Annotated in this window: 17 protein-coding genes; 7 read left to right on the top strand and 10 right to left on the bottom strand. The window is 40.0% G+C overall.

Translation table 11 applies throughout. The features are described from left to right. Nucleotides 1-143: 143 nt before the first annotated feature. Genes HYG79_RS06795 through HYG79_RS06775 form a run of 5 tightly spaced genes read left to right on the top strand, consistent with a single transcriptional unit; the run spans nt 144 to nt 3,026 of the window. Entirely contained in the window at nt 144-647 is a 504-nt protein-coding gene (locus tag HYG79_RS06795) for a hypothetical protein (RefSeq protein WP_179241358.1), read from the top strand. A gap of 17 nt (nt 648-664) precedes the next feature. Further along, a complete protein-coding gene (locus tag HYG79_RS06790) occupies nt 665-1,201 on the top strand; it encodes a hypothetical protein (RefSeq protein ID WP_179241357.1) in 537 nt (178 codons plus the stop codon). Nucleotides 1,202-1,241: 40 nt separating this feature from the next. Then, entirely contained in the window at nt 1,242-1,688 is a 447-nt protein-coding gene (locus HYG79_RS06785) for a hypothetical protein (protein ID WP_179241356.1), read from the top strand. A 19-nt stretch (nt 1,689-1,707) separates the two neighbouring features. Further along, a complete protein-coding gene (locus HYG79_RS06780; protein ID WP_179241355.1) occupies nt 1,708-2,241 on the top strand; it encodes an STM3941 family protein in 534 nt (177 codons plus the stop codon). After that, nucleotides 2,238-3,026 (top strand): PP2C family protein-serine/threonine phosphatase, encoded by a 789-nt coding sequence (locus HYG79_RS06775; protein WP_179241354.1) that lies wholly within the window; start codon nt 2,238-2,240, stop codon nt 3,024-3,026. Before HYG79_RS06780 ends, HYG79_RS06775 begins: the two co-directional genes overlap by 4 nt. 227 nt (nt 3,027-3,253) lie before the next feature. Here HYG79_RS06775 and HYG79_RS06770 read toward each other — a convergent pair whose 3' ends face one another. From HYG79_RS06770 to HYG79_RS06750, 5 genes are all read right to left on the bottom strand, one after another. After that, complete coding sequence (locus tag HYG79_RS06770; RefSeq protein ID WP_179241353.1) at nt 3,254-4,756, bottom strand: aminotransferase class V-fold PLP-dependent enzyme; 1,503 nt, start codon at nt 4,754-4,756, stop codon at nt 3,254-3,256. A gap of 34 nt (nt 4,757-4,790) precedes the next feature. After that, nucleotides 4,791-5,303, bottom strand: a complete 513-nt coding sequence (locus HYG79_RS06765; RefSeq protein WP_179241352.1) for a MarR family winged helix-turn-helix transcriptional regulator — start codon at nt 5,301-5,303, stop codon at nt 4,791-4,793. A 56-nt stretch (nt 5,304-5,359) separates the two neighbouring features. Further along, entirely contained in the window at nt 5,360-6,286 is a 927-nt protein-coding gene (locus tag HYG79_RS06760; protein WP_228027951.1) for a nitrilase-related carbon-nitrogen hydrolase, read from the bottom strand. 198 nt (nt 6,287-6,484) lie between these two features. After that, entirely contained in the window at nt 6,485-7,546 is a 1,062-nt protein-coding gene (locus HYG79_RS06755; RefSeq protein ID WP_179241351.1) for a hypothetical protein, read from the bottom strand. Nucleotides 7,547-7,577: 31 nt separating this feature from the next. Continuing rightward, nucleotides 7,578-8,573 (bottom strand): NADP-dependent oxidoreductase, encoded by a 996-nt coding sequence (locus HYG79_RS06750; protein ID WP_179241350.1) that lies wholly within the window; start codon nt 8,571-8,573, stop codon nt 7,578-7,580. Between the two features lie 97 nt (nt 8,574-8,670). On the opposite strand from HYG79_RS06750, the gene HYG79_RS06745 reads away from it, so the two are divergent. After that, on the top strand, nt 8,671-9,696 hold the full coding sequence (locus HYG79_RS06745; RefSeq protein ID WP_179241349.1) for an alpha/beta hydrolase: 1,026 nt from the start codon (nt 8,671-8,673) through the stop codon (nt 9,694-9,696). Nucleotides 9,697-9,707: 11 nt separating this feature from the next. After that, the gene (locus HYG79_RS06740) at nt 9,708-10,388 is read left to right on the top strand and encodes a hypothetical protein (protein ID WP_179241348.1); all 681 of its coding nucleotides are present in this window, start codon (nt 9,708-9,710) and stop codon (nt 10,386-10,388) included. A 112-nt stretch (nt 10,389-10,500) separates the two neighbouring features. Here HYG79_RS06740 and HYG79_RS06735 read toward each other — a convergent pair whose 3' ends face one another. From HYG79_RS06735 to HYG79_RS06715, 5 genes are all read right to left on the bottom strand, one after another. After that, nucleotides 10,501-11,274 (bottom strand): SDR family oxidoreductase, encoded by a 774-nt coding sequence (locus HYG79_RS06735; protein WP_179241347.1) that lies wholly within the window; start codon nt 11,272-11,274, stop codon nt 10,501-10,503. After that, nucleotides 11,271-12,167 (bottom strand): bile acid:sodium symporter family protein, encoded by an 897-nt coding sequence (locus tag HYG79_RS06730; RefSeq protein ID WP_179241346.1) that lies wholly within the window; start codon nt 12,165-12,167, stop codon nt 11,271-11,273. The genes HYG79_RS06735 and HYG79_RS06730 overlap by 4 nt, the downstream gene beginning before the upstream one ends. Before the next feature lie 70 nt (nt 12,168-12,237). Next, nucleotides 12,238-13,167: a polysaccharide deacetylase family protein gene (locus HYG79_RS06725; protein ID WP_179241345.1), complete on the bottom strand. Its 930-nt coding sequence runs from the start codon at nt 13,165-13,167 to the stop codon at nt 12,238-12,240. Beyond that, nucleotides 13,154-14,104: a polysaccharide deacetylase family protein gene (locus HYG79_RS06720; protein ID WP_179241344.1), complete on the bottom strand. Its 951-nt coding sequence runs from the start codon at nt 14,102-14,104 to the stop codon at nt 13,154-13,156. The genes HYG79_RS06725 and HYG79_RS06720 overlap by 14 nt, the downstream gene beginning before the upstream one ends. 112 nt (nt 14,105-14,216) lie before the next feature. Continuing rightward, nucleotides 14,217-14,897 carry an isochorismatase family protein gene (locus tag HYG79_RS06715; protein ID WP_228027950.1) on the bottom strand — a complete coding sequence of 227 codons (681 nt, stop codon included), beginning with the start codon at nt 14,895-14,897 and terminating at the stop codon, nt 14,217-14,219.

Raw genomic sequence — 14,897 nt, 5'->3', positions numbered from 1 at the left:
TTCGGATACCAAAATTTGCCACGGGGCAATTGATTTTAGTCAGTATTCCTATTCTCAAAAAAAACTCAAAAAACATACTTAAAAAGATGACATTTTAAAATATGGGGTATACACGAATGAATGTGTAACCAAATACTTTTAAAATGAAATCAAAAACAAAGATTCTCGTACCACTATTTCTTGTTGTAGCTAGTTTTATTTTTTCACAGGACAATAAAGAAAAAAGAAGAACCGCAAATAGCGTAGAAAAAGTAGAACAAACCGTTGAAGAAGCCAATACTGAAATAGACAGCACTGTTGCTAGTATTGATAGTACAATAGAGGGTGCGAAAGAGACTGCGAAAAAGGTTGGTGATATTTTCTTCCCGAAAAAGAATAAAAAAAAGGCTTCATCAAATATCGTAATAATCACAATAACATCGATCTCCTATGATAACCCAAGTGTAAACCAGCTTTACAATGAAATCTCAAAATCCAAAGTAGCTAAAGAACTGATTAAAACGTACTCCAATGGTCAAATAATGATTAAAATACAAAGCAAGGCAACTGCTGACGCTATTTGGCAGAAAGTGCATCAGGGAACACGAAAGAACTTCAATATTGAGCAAATAAGTGAGAAATCCATAACCCTTGATTTTAAAAAATAATATAAAAACATACGACAATGAAAACATTACGAATGCTATCACTTTTTCTGATTACTGCGATATTTATGACCAATTGCTCATCAGAATCAAACAATGAACCACAAAATGAAAATAATGCCACCGGAACTATAAGGATGTCAGGGGAGGATACTGCGGCTATTGGAAACGAATTGCAAGTTGGAGACATAGATTATGGTAGGGTAGACCTTACGGGGTTGGAAGATTCAATCATCGTAGTACACCAGGGAGCTACAATAGTAGAAGAATCGCCAACGCTATCTCCCGGTGATCCTGGTTATGTAGAATCAATTATAGATGCTCCAGATACAGAAAATGGTTTTATCATTGTTGCCGGCGAACAAGTAGTATCCATGACCATTGTGACCAACGGCGTACAACGGCAATACGGTTGTGATTCAACTTTTGGTACATTTACAGATTGCAATACCATAAGTATAAATAAAGATTTACGAGAAGCTGTATTTATGAATACAACAGTGCAGAATGTTGAAACCGGAGCAATTTTAACGATGAACGGGACGCTACGGTGGTAATATCTTGATCAATAGTATATCATTGGATTAAGAGTATTGAATGAAAAAATGTATAGCTTTACTTTTGATTATCGCATTTACCGCTTTTTCAAATCTTATGGCACAGCACACCGAAGGTGGTGTAGTCGGGTTTTCATGTTCCTTTGTGGGAAAGCCTTCGTTGTTGGTAATGAAAATGTCTAAACTGGCATTAAAGTCAAAGTATGATACGATAAGGCAAAAACTGGTCAAGGGCAGTATAGGGGAAAAATACCTGGCCATTGTTTTATGTGAGACTTTTGTAGAAAAAAATGAAATCGTGCTTACGACCGTAGAAAGAAAAATAATAGAAGACTCCTATTGTTCCCGTGCTAAACTTTCTATTTGTGCCGGATGTACAATGTTTCGACCGGTGACTATTTCCGAACTATTGAACCAAACCTCTGCTCATGATTTTGGTGTCCGAACAAGACAGTGGGCCAAAAGCATGGTACAAGGTCATTTATGAATTTAATCTTAATCAAAAAATGAAAAAAAACAATATTGAAGTCCCGCTTAGCAAAGCAAAAATGAGCTTTATTATTTTAGGATGCCTACTTTTTGTTGCGCTAGGTGTTTTTATGCTTTTGAATGCGGAAGAAATGCAGACGAGAAAATTCTCCCCTATATGGATTATAGGATTTGGAGGTGTCGCAGCTGTCTTTTTTGGAGGAATTTGTATTGCTGTCATCAAAAAAATATTTGACAAAAAACCTGGACTCAAGATCGATGAAAAAGGAATATGGGACAATTCCAGTGGGGTTAGTGCAGGCCTTGTAGAATGGGTGGATATAGTCGGATTCAGAAAAATAAGTGTGTCGGGAACACGTTTTTTGTTGATAGATGTACACAATCCAGAAAAATACCTTGGCAACGTCAAAGGTGCCCTAAAGCGACAGGCAATGAAGGCAAACCTTAGAAAGTACGGTACGCCCATCTCAATTTCTTCCAACGGATTGAGCATAAGATTTAAAAACCTCGAAGAGTTAATGGTACGTTCATTTGAAACCTATCAAAAATGAAGCTGTTTCAACCAGAGTATCTAAATGAATTGGGGGAACGTACCAATAACGAAGATGCGGTATACCCCGTTTCTCCAAATAAAAATGACACGGTCTTTTTAGTATGCGATGGTGTAGGCGGTCAAGCAAAAGGAGCGGTGGCTTCGAAGCTGATATGCGAACATTTTCCTGTGTATTTAAAAAAAGCGAGTAACAATGTCGAGGATGATAAGCTATTGGAAAAAGGGTTAAGGTATGTAGAGGAACAACTAAGGCACTACGCTAACAATAACCCGGATTCTTTGCAGATGGCCAGTACACTTACCATTATTTGTTTTTCAAAAAAGGGGAATAGTGCAACATTGGGTTGGGTCGGGGATAGTAGAATATACCATATAAGAAATGGTGGGATATTGTTTCAAACCAAAGACCACTCACACGTACAAAGTCTTTTGGAAATGGGTGAGATTTCCGAAGAGGAAGCCAAAACCCACCCTAAAAAGAATGTTATCACAAGAGCCGTGAATGGGAAAACCCAAACTAGAATAGCTACTTGCAAAATAGATGATATCGTAGAGAACGATTTTTTTCTGTTGTGTTCAGATGGGATCTTAGAAAATTTGGACAATGAAAAAATAAATATATGGTTTCGTACAAACGCAGAACCAATAACCATAAGAAATCAAATACAGAAAAGTGCCAAAGGAAAAACAAAGGATAATTACTCCATGTACTTGATCAAAATCAAAGAATCGAACAAGGCAGGACAAAAAGATAAGAAACGGTTCTGGAATTTTTTTTATTGATTAGGTACGTAGAACCAAACTTTTTCCGAAAAAAATAGGCAGGGTTTTTTTAAAAACGAAAGTATCTAAGAAATCTGGGGTTTGGAGGTAGAAGGTACAAATGCGGAAGATACATGTTTAATCTATTTGCATAACGTCCAGTCGTTCTCGTTAAACGTAAAGAAAGTATAAATTTAATACGTGTACCCGCAATTAAGCTCTAACGCAAAAGAAATTGAATCGTTTCGTTAAGAAAACCATTCTTCAACAGTATCAATGATTTTTTGGTCACTACTGCTTTTGTGGTCAAATTCATTGGTTTTAGGATTGTAGGTATAGTCATTGCCCCAAGCCCCTATATTTTTGGCGACTTGCTGTATGGCATCACAAATAAAAAGCAATTCTTCGTTTGTGGTAATGGGATGAAGGGATAAACGAACCCAACCTGGTTTTTCCGTCAGGTTTTTGTTTTCGATATCCTTGATTATTTTTTCGGACGTATTCGTATCAATATTGAATAAATAATGGCCGTAGGTACTGGCGCAGGACCAACCGCCCCTTACTTGAACCCCAAAACGGTCGTTCAACAGGCGAACAATGAGATTATAGTGTACCCCTTTTAACCCAAATGAAACTGCTCCGATGCGTTTTTGGTCGTTATCCCCTAAAATAAACAGACCGGGTATTTTTTTTAATCGGGTAAAACACAACTGCAACAATTCCTCTTCCCGTTTTTCTATATGTTGCGTTCCCATTTTTTCTTTTAAGCGTATGGCCAAAGCGGTTCGCATTACTTGAAGAAAACCTGGAGTGCCGCCATCCTCTTTCGTTTCAATATCTGTATGGTAGCCGTACTCGCCCCATGGGTTCGTCCATTTTACGTTACCGCCTCCGGGAACATCGGGACAATTGGTATTGTATAGGTGTTTATTGAATACCATAACACCGCAAGTTCCAGGGCCTCCCAAAAATTTATGGGGTGAGAACAAAATAGCATCTAAATGAGCTTCCGAATCTTCCGGATGCATATTTATATCAACATAGGGGGCTGATGCAGCAAAATCAACAATACAAACACCTCCATTTTGGTGCATGACTTTGGCCAGCTCATGGTATCTGGAAATGATTCCGGTAACATTGGAACATCCTGTAAAAGCACCGATTTTTTGAGGTCTATCTGCATATTTTTCAACTTCTGACCTTAATTTTTCCGGGCAAATTAGATTGTTGCTATCACATGGCACCATTACTACATCGGCGATGGTCTCCATCCAAGGAACATGATTGGAGTGGTGCTCCATATGTGAAATAAAAACCACGGGGCGTTCACTTTTAGGTAACCTTATTTTCTTTTTTACGGTATCTGGCCAGCGTAGCCCCATGATTCTTTGCAATCTTGATAGCACGCCTGTCATCCCTGTCGCTGCCGTTACCAATACATCATTTTCATCTGCGTTTACATGTGTTTTGATGATGTTCCTGGCATGTTTGTAAGCATAAGTGGAAACCTTTCCCGTTTCACTCGAAAAAGAGTGGGTATTGGCAATCATAGGGCCAATTACCGTCCTCATGGTATCTTCGATGGGGCCGTACAAGCGACCACTTGCGATCCAGTCAGCATAAATCAGCTTTTGTCTACCATAAACCGATTCAAAATGGTAATTTTCGCCTATGATGTTCGGTTTAAATTGCGAGAAATGCTTCTCGAGCTTTGACTTGTTTTTTGCAGAAAATTCGGTGACCGTAGACATACGTGAGTATTTTTGTGAAACCTAAATTGTTGCGCTATGCGTCTACCAATAATTTATGAAAGGATAGTATTTTTTCCTCTTCGTTCATGATCTTGTCGGTACACGCTTCTAAAAAACGAAGAAAAGTTTCTTTTTCATCTGTATTGAAGCCTTCGGTCAAAAACATGATTACGGCCAAACGTGAGGGTTGTGTTTTATTTACCAGCTCTACTCCTTTTTCGGTAAGTTGCAGGCGTTTTTTTCTTCTATCGTTCTCATCTTCGTATTGGCGTATGAGATTCTTGTCCAACAGCACATTAATGAGGTTGGTGATGTTTGCGCGAGATACGTTCAACGATTCTGCCAATTCGCTGGCCATCAACGCTTTCTTGTGCTTTTCCCTTTTAAAGAACGGGAGATTGGGATTATCGGCCAAGTGTAATAAAATAAGCCATTGCTGTGTGGTCAGACCTACTTTTTGATAGACCTCGTCACCAATTTTTTTTAATTGGTTGGCCAATTCAAAAATGCTGAGTACTATTGATTCTTCAATACTTTTTTCAATCATTTTTCATATTCATTAAGTGAGGAATTAAAAGCATGTACAAGATAAGGCACTTACCTTCAGTTCTGTATTTTTTTGATAACGTTTAATTGTGTTTTTATGAACAATTCTTTTGACGGATTTTCATTCTTAAAGCTATTGGCGGGATAATGCGAATATGAGCCATAGGAAGGGGCGTAAAGCTCAAAGCGCTGCCTTGCATTATAATTTTGCATTGATACTTTGGAGCGATAATCACGTAAAGCCACAATGTCCAAATAACTATTGGCGACCATGCTCCCGCCCGTGCCAGCCTCGGACAAAACATGACCTTCATAGCCAACCACTTTCGAAAGCCCATCAGTAGCGGCAAAGGGAAAGTCTATACCGGAAATACCTGCGGAGTTTGCCGACACTACGTAGCACATATTTTCAATGGCCCTAGCTCGCTTGGCTACCTCTTTATGCGTTAATTGCGGACTCCCAGCCTCAGATGAGGAATGCAGAAAAACTTCCGCTCCCCGCATCATTAAACAACGAGCAATTTCGGGATATAGAATTTCTTCTGAAGCGATGCAGGCCAGTTTGCCCAATTTGGTATCGGCTACGGGGAAAAGGGAATCGTTGCCATAAATTTTTATGTAGTCGTCAAGCACGTCGTGCGGTGTGGGCGCAAACATTGAATTTAATCTACGATACTTCAATATCAATTCGCCCGTATCATCTATAATAAAACTGCTCTGAAAGTACAGATCAGGAAAATTTTCATCCAATTCGTAAAAATTACCCGATAAAAATATAGCCTGTTGTACACAAAATTCCTTCATTTGGAAAAACAGGGCATCGTTAGTCGAGATACATGCCTTTTGGCGCCATTCGTCCAGATTTTCGCCAAAAGGAAAACTTGTCAAAAAATATTCGGGAAGAACGACCAATTTCAAATCTGGTCCAATAAATCCCTTGGATCCCCTTGTTTCAGCTAAAACCGTATCCAGTGATTTTCGCATTGTTTCATAGGCAGAACCTTTATTTTTGCATTTATTTATTGCAAAACATTCGGTTTGTAGTGCTAAGGCTTTATATCTAGAAATCAACTCCAATACAATATCTTTTATTGATTACGAAAATAGTTAATAATATTAACTATTTTGTCAAAGAGGTATATTAATCGATGAATATCTTTATTGAGTATAATACGCCGAATATCAGTTGGTCAGCTTAAATTCAAGTTCAGTTACGGGTATATTCTTCGTAGTACCCAATTTTTCAATGATTTGCCAACATACACCCGCAGTATCTGAAAAAATAAAGGATTCTTCGCCGAACTCATTTTTTAATACTTCAGAATGATATAGACCATGTTCAGAAACCAGTTCATGCACCATTTCTAGTTTAGGGCTGTAGAAAGAGTGCAGTGTAATCCCCTTTTCACCTATACGCTGTTGTTCAGATTTGTTAGGCCTTATACCGTTCGGTATAAAAAATTTCATTTTTCCGCAGATATTGTTTGGTGAGACAAAACCCTGATAGGTATGGCTAAAACCAGGTTCCATTTGAAAAACCTGTTGCGGGCCTTTTAACCAGTCACCATCAAGCGCGGGTTTATCTTCGGCCTGCAGGCCAAGCGCAGTGCACAGATAGCTCATTTGATGCATTGATTTCGCATTTATTATAAAATCATGATGCGTAAACTCACTGGTTTTTAGTTTGGTAGCATCTTCAATAGTACCATATCCCGGGATTATATAACCATAACGCTGATAAAATATATGATTGAAAAATGCGCCGTAAACCGCATTTTCACGAACAATGACGGGGCGGTTAAAAAAATCACGCTCGCCGGTATTCAGCCCATAAAGGTCATCGGCTACCGGTGGTGTCGGAAACCATTGCTTTTTGCCCATATCACGAGCGGTCTTATAAATATCGTATAATCTAAAGATATCGTGGGTTCGCATGACCGCAATACGGGAACCAATGGTTTCAATGGGTGTATATCCTATACCATTGCCAAGTGGTCTTTCCCATTCTAAAATACGAAGTAGTCCGTGACTATCTATTTCTCCATTCTGCAAACGATAAGAAGTAAGTTCTGAATCCACGCCATAAACTTTCAATGCCTCTGAAGCGGAAATTGATGCGGAATCGGTAACGTGAAATCCAAAATCGGAAAAGTATTTTTTTGCGTAAGTAGCATCATCCGTGCCCAGCATTACTTCGTATAAACCACTAATGCCTGTATCCGGTATGTTTTGTGTAGTGCTCATTTATACCTTTAAAAATTAATTCTTAAAAACCCTACACTGTTAAAATCAACTTTCCAAAATTCTTACCTGTAAAAAGCATCATAAGGGTCTCGGTATAGTTTTCCAGACCATGAACAACATCTTCCTTTACGTGTATTTTCCCTTCGGCAATCCATCCCGCAATTTCCTTGGTCGCAGCAGGCCATTCTTTGATAAAGTCGAATACGATAATGCCTGTCATGTAACCCCTTGCGGTCACTATTTTCATATAGTTGGCGGGGCCTTGGATATTGCCCATGTCATTGTACTGTGAAATGGCACCACAGATAACGACCCTAGCTCCTTGTGCCAAATTTGCCAGTGCGGTATTAAGGGTGTCGCCACCAACGTTGTCATAAAATATATGAACCCCGTCCGGCGCATACTCCTTCAATTTAGCGTCTAAATCTTCGGTCTTATAGTTAATGGCATGGTCAAAACCGCACTCATCGATAAGGTATTTGCATTTTGCCTCGCTCCCGGCAGATCCTATAACGGTACAGCCTTTGATCTTCGCTATTTGGCCAACGGTGGAACCTACTACACCTGATGCCGCAGAAACATAGATGACTTCACCAGGCTTGGGTTCGCCACGACGTAGCAGCCCAAAATAAGCGGTCATTCCTGGCATGCCCAAAACACCCAAGTGGTGGGTAAGTTTGCTATTTTCAACATTAATGATACGTATTCCGGTACCATCTGTAATTGCATGTGTTTGGGCACCTAACAATCCTTCAACGTAAACACCTACTTTAAAAGAATCGTTTTTTGAATCTATTACTTTTCCGGCTGAAAAACTACGCATCACAGTGCCCAGTTCAACTCCTTTGATGTAGGTTGTACCGGGATTCATCCAACCTCTAATCGCAGGATCCATGGATAGCGCTTCGATATTTACCAAAAACTCACCGTTCTTTAATTCTCGAACTTTTTCGGTCTTTAGGCCAAAATCGCTTACTTTCACAGCACCGCTCGGTCTGTTCTCTAGGGTTACCAGTGTATTGGTCATAATATGGGAAGTGTCAAATATTGATTTTAAAGTTAATCAAAATTAGTTAATATTATAAATAATTAACTATATTAACTAATATTTAATTTCAGCACCAATGTACATTGACAGGTATGTAACCGTAAATAACAAAAAGCTCCATTTTTATATGATGGGCAGTGGTCCGGCCTTGATACTATTGCATCCTTCTCCCAGTAGTGGGGAAACCATGTTGCCCTTGGCCAAACAACTGTCTTCAAATTACACGGTACTATGTGTTGACACGCCGGGTTATGGTAAATCTGATGCATTGGCCGTAGTACCTTATGAATTATCCGCATACACCGATTTTTTTCACGAAGCATTTAAAAAGCTAGGTTTGGAAAAACCTGCGATTTATGGTTCGGCAACTGGGGCACAATTGGCAGTGCGTTATGGGTTGGAATATCCCGACTCGGTTTCGCATATTTTTTTGGATAATGCAGCTCATTTTGACGATGCTTCGGCGAATGAGATTATTGAACACTATTTTCCGGATTTAACACCCCGGTTAGATGGCGGTCACCTTACCCAAATTTGGTCTATTGTTTCACAAATGTTTCAATACTTTCCTTGGTGTTTCACGACCAAAAAGTATGCTTTGAACCGTCCCCAGATGCCCCTTTTTGTGCTACAAATGGTGGCTATGGATTATCTTAAGGCCGGTGCTACCTATGATATCGCTTACAGATTGGCTTTTCAACACGAACGGGGAAGGTATGTTCAGCGATTAAAAGTACCTACGACGATTTTTAGATGGGAGAATAGCATTATCACAAAATATGTAGACCAGCTTTTGGCATTTGAATTCAAAGACCATGTTCAACCGTTTGTGATCAAAGGCGATGCCGAAGAACGAAACCAAAAAATGGTCAGTTTTATTTTAGGGGTATCCGAAAGATTAACAGACTATAAAGCACGTAATACTGTTATGGAAGAAGTGGATAGCATTATTTTAGAGTATATAAAACCGATGGAGAATCCACCGGAGATCCAACAAAATGGGCAGCATTTTCAAGAGGCTTGGCAACTCTTGTTGAAAAACAACCCCAATGTATCAGCTGAAGAGGCGCAGATGTATTTGGTAGATTGGTACAAAACTTAAAACTTATTTTTATGGAGTATTTGAACATCATAGGGGAATGGGATAATTTTCAACAATATTGGCTTGAACGCACTGAGGAAGAAATGCACAGGGAAGCTGTTGAAGTAAAGCATCGCCATTTTTCTCTAAAAATCGTAAAAAAAAATGAAGATACTATAGTAGTTGCGATTCATGAAGGAAGAAATGCAGTAGATGCTGTCGACATCCTTGAACTGCAAGTTTCTAAACTATCGCTAAGTCCGTTTCGACTCGATGGCGATATGCTTTATACAAAAGACAGTGAATACTTTGATAATCCGTTTCCATACAAATTTATGCGAATACGTAAATTTTCAGGATGGATAGAGTGCCCATCTCCTGATAATGAAGAAGAGACATACCATCAAGGTAATCTTGAACTGCACGACCAAGGAGGCATGGTAGAACTCGATTTGGACCATATGGAGTATACCGTTGAACTGACCCAATTGATTTTTGCCAAAAAACTAGCCATAATGAAACTAGCCATTTATGACTTGCCCATGGCCAAAGTAGAAATAAATAGTAAGGCTATAAGCTATACATGGGTCAACCCCGAGGCAAAACGTATAGGTATCAACCTTCGAAAAATATTATCGGGGTGGACGCTCATCGAGCCTAATTTTATAAGTCAGAACACAACTCTAAAAAGCGAAAACAAGAAAACAACTTGATGAGGGCCAAATATAAACAGGTTCAACTACGACAACCTTACTGTTCTTGAGCAATGGTGTTTCTCATTGTACAAAGCAATGTCATCATAGTAAAGGAGAGCCAGTATAAATATTATCCCATAGTGCCTTTTACCAAACCACCATCTACGGTTAGGGTCTGGCCTGTAATGTAACTGCTAAGCGGAGAAAGCAACCAAACGGCCAACGAGGCAAAATCTTCGGGTTTTCCTATTTGCTTTACAGCTGTTTGATCAGAAAAAGTTTTTCGAATTTCTTTTTCCGGAATACCTTTTAACTCGCTATTTTTCGCAAAAAGATTTTCCATACGTTGTGTCGCATGGTATCCCGGGCCTAGTATATTCAGAGTTACTCCTGAACCTCCGATTTCTTGAGAAAGGGTTTTTACATATCCGGTTACCGCTAATCGCATGGCATTGCTCAAGACGAGATTTTCTACAGGTTGCTTTGTAGATACACTCTCTATATATAATAATCTGCCATAACCACTATCAATCATTTTAGGAAGTAAGGCTTGGGTTAAAGCAATCTTCCAACGTACCACCGTTTTGTAAGCTTCATCCCAATCAGAAAGCGTAGTTTCCATAACGGGCATTGCCGGTGGTCCTCCAGAATTAATGACCGCACCAGTCAAAATGCGATTTCCGATTTTTTGTAGGACTTTATCCAAAAATGCTTGTTGGGACAGGTCGCCAACCACAATTTCAATTGCAGAATCGGTTCTTTGTAAAGCTTCTAGTTTTTCTTGTGTTCGAGCGATTGCTATTACCTTGGCTCCCTCGGAAATTAGCTGCTCCAAAATGGCTTTTCCCAGTCCGCTCGTTGCGCCCCCCACTAAAAATAATTTGTTCTCCAAATACAGATTCATGCTTTTTCGTCTTTAACTATCATACCTCGATAAATATAAATAACCCCAATGGCAAAGATACTCATTACAACACCATACACACCAGGTGTAGCAGCCATCTCGGGGCTGTTCAATAAGCCGGGCGACATTGCTAAAGTCATTCCCAATACGTTGTTCTGCATACCACTTTCTATAGATATGGTTGCCGATTGCTTGGTTGATAATTTCAGTGATTTTGCACTAAAAAAACCGATGGCCAAGGTGCCTAAATTAAGTAATATAACACTAAGGAAAGTGGCCTTAAGAAGAGACCAACTATCACCGATTTCCTCCAATTTCAAAATCATAAAAATCAAGGCAAGAACAATTACCGTAATAGAACCCCATTTGATGGCAGGTTTGCTTTTTTTCGCCGTAGCGGGAAATTTGTAATTGATGAACATCCCTAGGAAAACGGGTAGGGCGGTAAGCTTGAAAATATTGAAAATGGTTTTTCCCAACGGAAGTTGAATGCTTTTCGATACCGTTCCCAATATCGCATCCAAGGAAAAATTAATTATCAACGGAATTGTGAAAATAGTAACAATACTACTGATGGCGGTCAACGTAATGGACAAGGCCGTATCTCCCTTGGACAAATAGGAGAACAAATTGGAAACCGCTCCACCCGGGCTGCAGGCGCATACCATCAAGCCCATGGCCATCATGGGTTCCATAGGGATGAATAAGACAATAACGTAGGCAATGAGCGGCACTAGAATAATTTGATTGACCAGACCGGTAAAAACCGCTTTTGGGGCAACCCCAACTCTTGTAAAATCTGGAATGGTCAGCGTCATGCCCATACCGAACATCACCAAAAAAAGGAGAATTTGTAAAATGGTTGGGATGTAGGCGGAAAGGAATTCGGTCATTGGTTGATTCGTTGTAAGTTCTTTCCCGTGCTAGAGAAGGAGCCATGTATTATATTTTTGACACTAATCTTTAATTTTGCTGATTCTTCCACGTATTGGCTATACTTACCGCTGAGGTCGACCATACATCGGCATGGCTACCTAATTTTTCCAATACACGTTCAAGGTACTGAATGCGATGTGGTTGCCCCAACACCCACGGGTGAATATTTAAACCTAAAACTCTACCTCCTGAAGATTTGCTTTCTTGCAACAAGAACTCAAACGCATCATCTACTTGGTCGGCCCAATCTTCTGCGGAATGTAGGTTGTTATTGATAATGAAATAATCATCGAGTTCCGTTGGTAAGGGCATAGCGGTCAACATCCCATTTTTGGTATTGAACTCATAGGGCATATCATCATTTACCCAATCACAGAAATGGTTGATGCCGTTTTCAGCAAGAATGTCCGGAGTATTTTCGGATTCATTTTTTGCAGGACTGATCCATCCAGTGATATCTTGTCCGGTTAAGTTGCGTAGTCTATCTAATGACATTTTGATAAGTTCTTTCTCTTCGGACGGGTCTTGTCCACCGTAATGCAACTTATCCATGTCAAAACCATGGCACATAATTTCATCGCCACGTTCTATAATGGTATTTGCCAAATATGGGATGCGTTCTGCCAATCTTGTATTCATGGCAAATGTCGGCGTGATATCGTAGTTGTCAAAAGCTTTCAAAAAGCGATAAATACCCACACGATTGCCATAATCCCGTAAACTGTAATGTCTTAAATCAGGATACGGTTTTGTCATTCCGCCAGGAACCTTAAATGGAATTCCTTTTTGATTCAGCGGAAAAAATTGCAATCCCACATTGACCCAAAGTGCGATCTTCTTTTCATTAGGCCATTCTACCGCCTTTCGGTTTTGTAGCATTGACCATTCGTACCGGTCATGGTCCATGCCATAGGAACGCTCGGGATATTTCAAATAATCGTCGTTAAGCGTTGCCATATTTCTTATTTTTTGATTTGATATCAACCATCGCCATATCGTAATAGTTGTCTAAAAAGTACTGTGCAATTTCCTTTCCTGTAGTTACCCAAACATCGGAATGCCCGGTAATATATTCTAGGGCTTCTTCATAGGCTTTGATGCGGTGGGCGTTGCTCACTTGGTAGTTGTGCGTTGGAATACACATTATCGTTCCATTTTCAGCTCCCTCGGCATATAATCTGTCGAAGTTGTCTTTGAGTTCTTTGCCGTATCTTCTAGGAGTGATTTTTTGTACTAAATAGGCGATGGTATCGTTCATTTCCAATGAATACGGAATAGAAGCAAACTTTTTCCCACTTCTCAAGTGAATCGGGGTAGGTTGGTCATCATGGAACAAGTCGCAGGAATAAATTCCCGCCTCATCCCCAAAAAGTTCGGTACCAACTTCCGCAAACAAATCCAAAGTGTTTTCTGAGTGTGATAGGGCAGGAGCTAAATAACCCGCACATTTTTGATTGGTATGTTTGTAAATGGTCTCAATGGAATCTTTGATCATTTCGCGTTCTTGGGCTTCGGTCATTCCGTAGGTATAGCGTGTGTTATAGATACCGTGGCTAAAGAACTCCCAGTTGCGTTCCTTGCACATTTCAATGATTTCAGGATGATGGTCACACAAGGCCGTTGACAATGATATCGAACCCCGAATGCCATACTTCTCTAGAAGTTCCATTTGGCGAACATGGCCCACACGATTTCCCCAATCGCGGCATGTGTAGCCTGGTAGAGCTGGACTAGGTTGTGGCCAAGGTTTCCGAAACGGATTATCGGGTGGATTCAACTCATAAAACTCAATATTGGGTGCTACCCAAAAAGCGACTTTGGCACCATTGGGCCACTGAATCTTTGGCCGATTTTCATAGGGCCAATAGTCATAATATCCAGGGTCTTCTTTCATAATTCAAGTTCAAAAATTTGAGTTCAATTTGTCTGGTCGAGCACAGCCGAGACCTACTTGCAACGTCAAGCCTTTAAAATGGTTCTCTACCATGCTTGAACGAACAATAAGTTTATTTTACATTATCCAACCACTCAAAAACCTCTTTAACCTCCATCACATCACAGTATTTCAATGATAAATCCGTCAAATTCGCATAGTGGTAACTTTCGTGTTTATCAGCAACACATTCCTCAGGAATTATCGTGCGATATCCTCTAGAAAGCGAATCTACACCTGCAGCTCTTACGCAACCTGACGTAGAGCCTCCAGTTAATATTACCGTATCTACTTGGTGCCAAACTAAAAGGGATTGTAAGGGTGTTTCAAAAAAGGGAGAAGGCATTTTCTTCTCGTAGAAAACATCCGTAGAACGGTCTAAAATCAAGCGGTCATCCAACTCGGAACGCTCCGAACCAAACTTGATATTTTGCAAACTATCGGGCGTGTTAGTTCGTGTGCCCCAGATTCCCGCGTCAGCAGCAGAATCCATATAGGCTACGTTCGTCCAAACTACGGGCCAACCTAGTTTTCTAAATTTTGCTGCGAGTTCATTTACATAATCCAACTGTTTGGGGTCTGCTTCATAGGCGGTTTTAAAGAGGTCGGTTCGTGTATAAGCCTTTTGAATATCGATATTGACCAAACAAGCCTTTTTACCAAGACCAAAACGTTTCCTTGCAGGATTTGCCTTAACCTCAAAATAAAGTTCTTTGGCCGTTTTATCGGTGGGTTGCATTTTTGTGCCTTTCAT

Source organism: Costertonia aggregata, assembly GCF_013402795.1.
In the GTDB taxonomy this organism is placed as follows: Bacteria; Bacteroidota; Bacteroidia; order Flavobacteriales; family Flavobacteriaceae; genus Costertonia; species Costertonia aggregata.
The sequence above is the reverse complement of the archived record's forward strand: the minus strand, read 5'-3'. Positions and strand labels throughout refer to the sequence as shown.

Bases quoted from the DNA above. Each gene is read 5' to 3' on its own strand.
- HYG79_RS06795 (WP_179241358.1), top strand. From the start codon at position 144: ATGAAATCAAAAACAAAGATTCTCGTACCACTATTTCTTGTTGTAGCT.
- HYG79_RS06790 (WP_179241357.1), top strand. From the start codon at position 665: ATGAAAACATTACGAATGCTATCACTTTTTCTGATTACTGCGATATTT.
- HYG79_RS06785 (WP_179241356.1), top strand. From the start codon at position 1,242: ATGAAAAAATGTATAGCTTTACTTTTGATTATCGCATTTACCGCTTTT.
- HYG79_RS06780 (WP_179241355.1), top strand. From the start codon at position 1,708: ATGAAAAAAAACAATATTGAAGTCCCGCTTAGCAAAGCAAAAATGAGC.
- HYG79_RS06775 (WP_179241354.1), top strand. From the start codon at position 2,238: ATGAAGCTGTTTCAACCAGAGTATCTAAATGAATTGGGGGAACGTACC.
- HYG79_RS06770 (WP_179241353.1), bottom strand. From the start codon at position 4,756: ATGTCTACGGTCACCGAATTTTCTGCAAAAAACAAGTCAAAGCTCGAG.
- HYG79_RS06765 (WP_179241352.1), bottom strand. From the start codon at position 5,303: ATGATTGAAAAAAGTATTGAAGAATCAATAGTACTCAGCATTTTTGAA.
- HYG79_RS06760 (WP_228027951.1), bottom strand. From the start codon at position 6,286: ATGCGAAAATCACTGGATACGGTTTTAGCTGAAACAAGGGGATCCAAG.
- HYG79_RS06755 (WP_179241351.1), bottom strand. From the start codon at position 7,546: ATGAGCACTACACAAAACATACCGGATACAGGCATTAGTGGTTTATAC.
- HYG79_RS06750 (WP_179241350.1), bottom strand. From the start codon at position 8,573: ATGACCAATACACTGGTAACCCTAGAGAACAGACCGAGCGGTGCTGTG.
- HYG79_RS06745 (WP_179241349.1), top strand. From the start codon at position 8,671: ATGTACATTGACAGGTATGTAACCGTAAATAACAAAAAGCTCCATTTT.
- HYG79_RS06740 (WP_179241348.1), top strand. From the start codon at position 9,708: ATGGAGTATTTGAACATCATAGGGGAATGGGATAATTTTCAACAATAT.
- HYG79_RS06735 (WP_179241347.1), bottom strand. From the start codon at position 11,274: ATGAATCTGTATTTGGAGAACAAATTATTTTTAGTGGGGGGCGCAACG.
- HYG79_RS06730 (WP_179241346.1), bottom strand. From the start codon at position 12,167: ATGACCGAATTCCTTTCCGCCTACATCCCAACCATTTTACAAATTCTC.
- HYG79_RS06725 (WP_179241345.1), bottom strand. From the start codon at position 13,167: ATGGCAACGCTTAACGACGATTATTTGAAATATCCCGAGCGTTCCTAT.
- HYG79_RS06720 (WP_179241344.1), bottom strand. From the start codon at position 14,104: ATGAAAGAAGACCCTGGATATTATGACTATTGGCCCTATGAAAATCGG.
- HYG79_RS06715 (WP_228027950.1), bottom strand. From the start codon at position 14,897: ATGAAAGGCACAAAAATGCAACCCACCGATAAAACGGCCAAAGAACTT.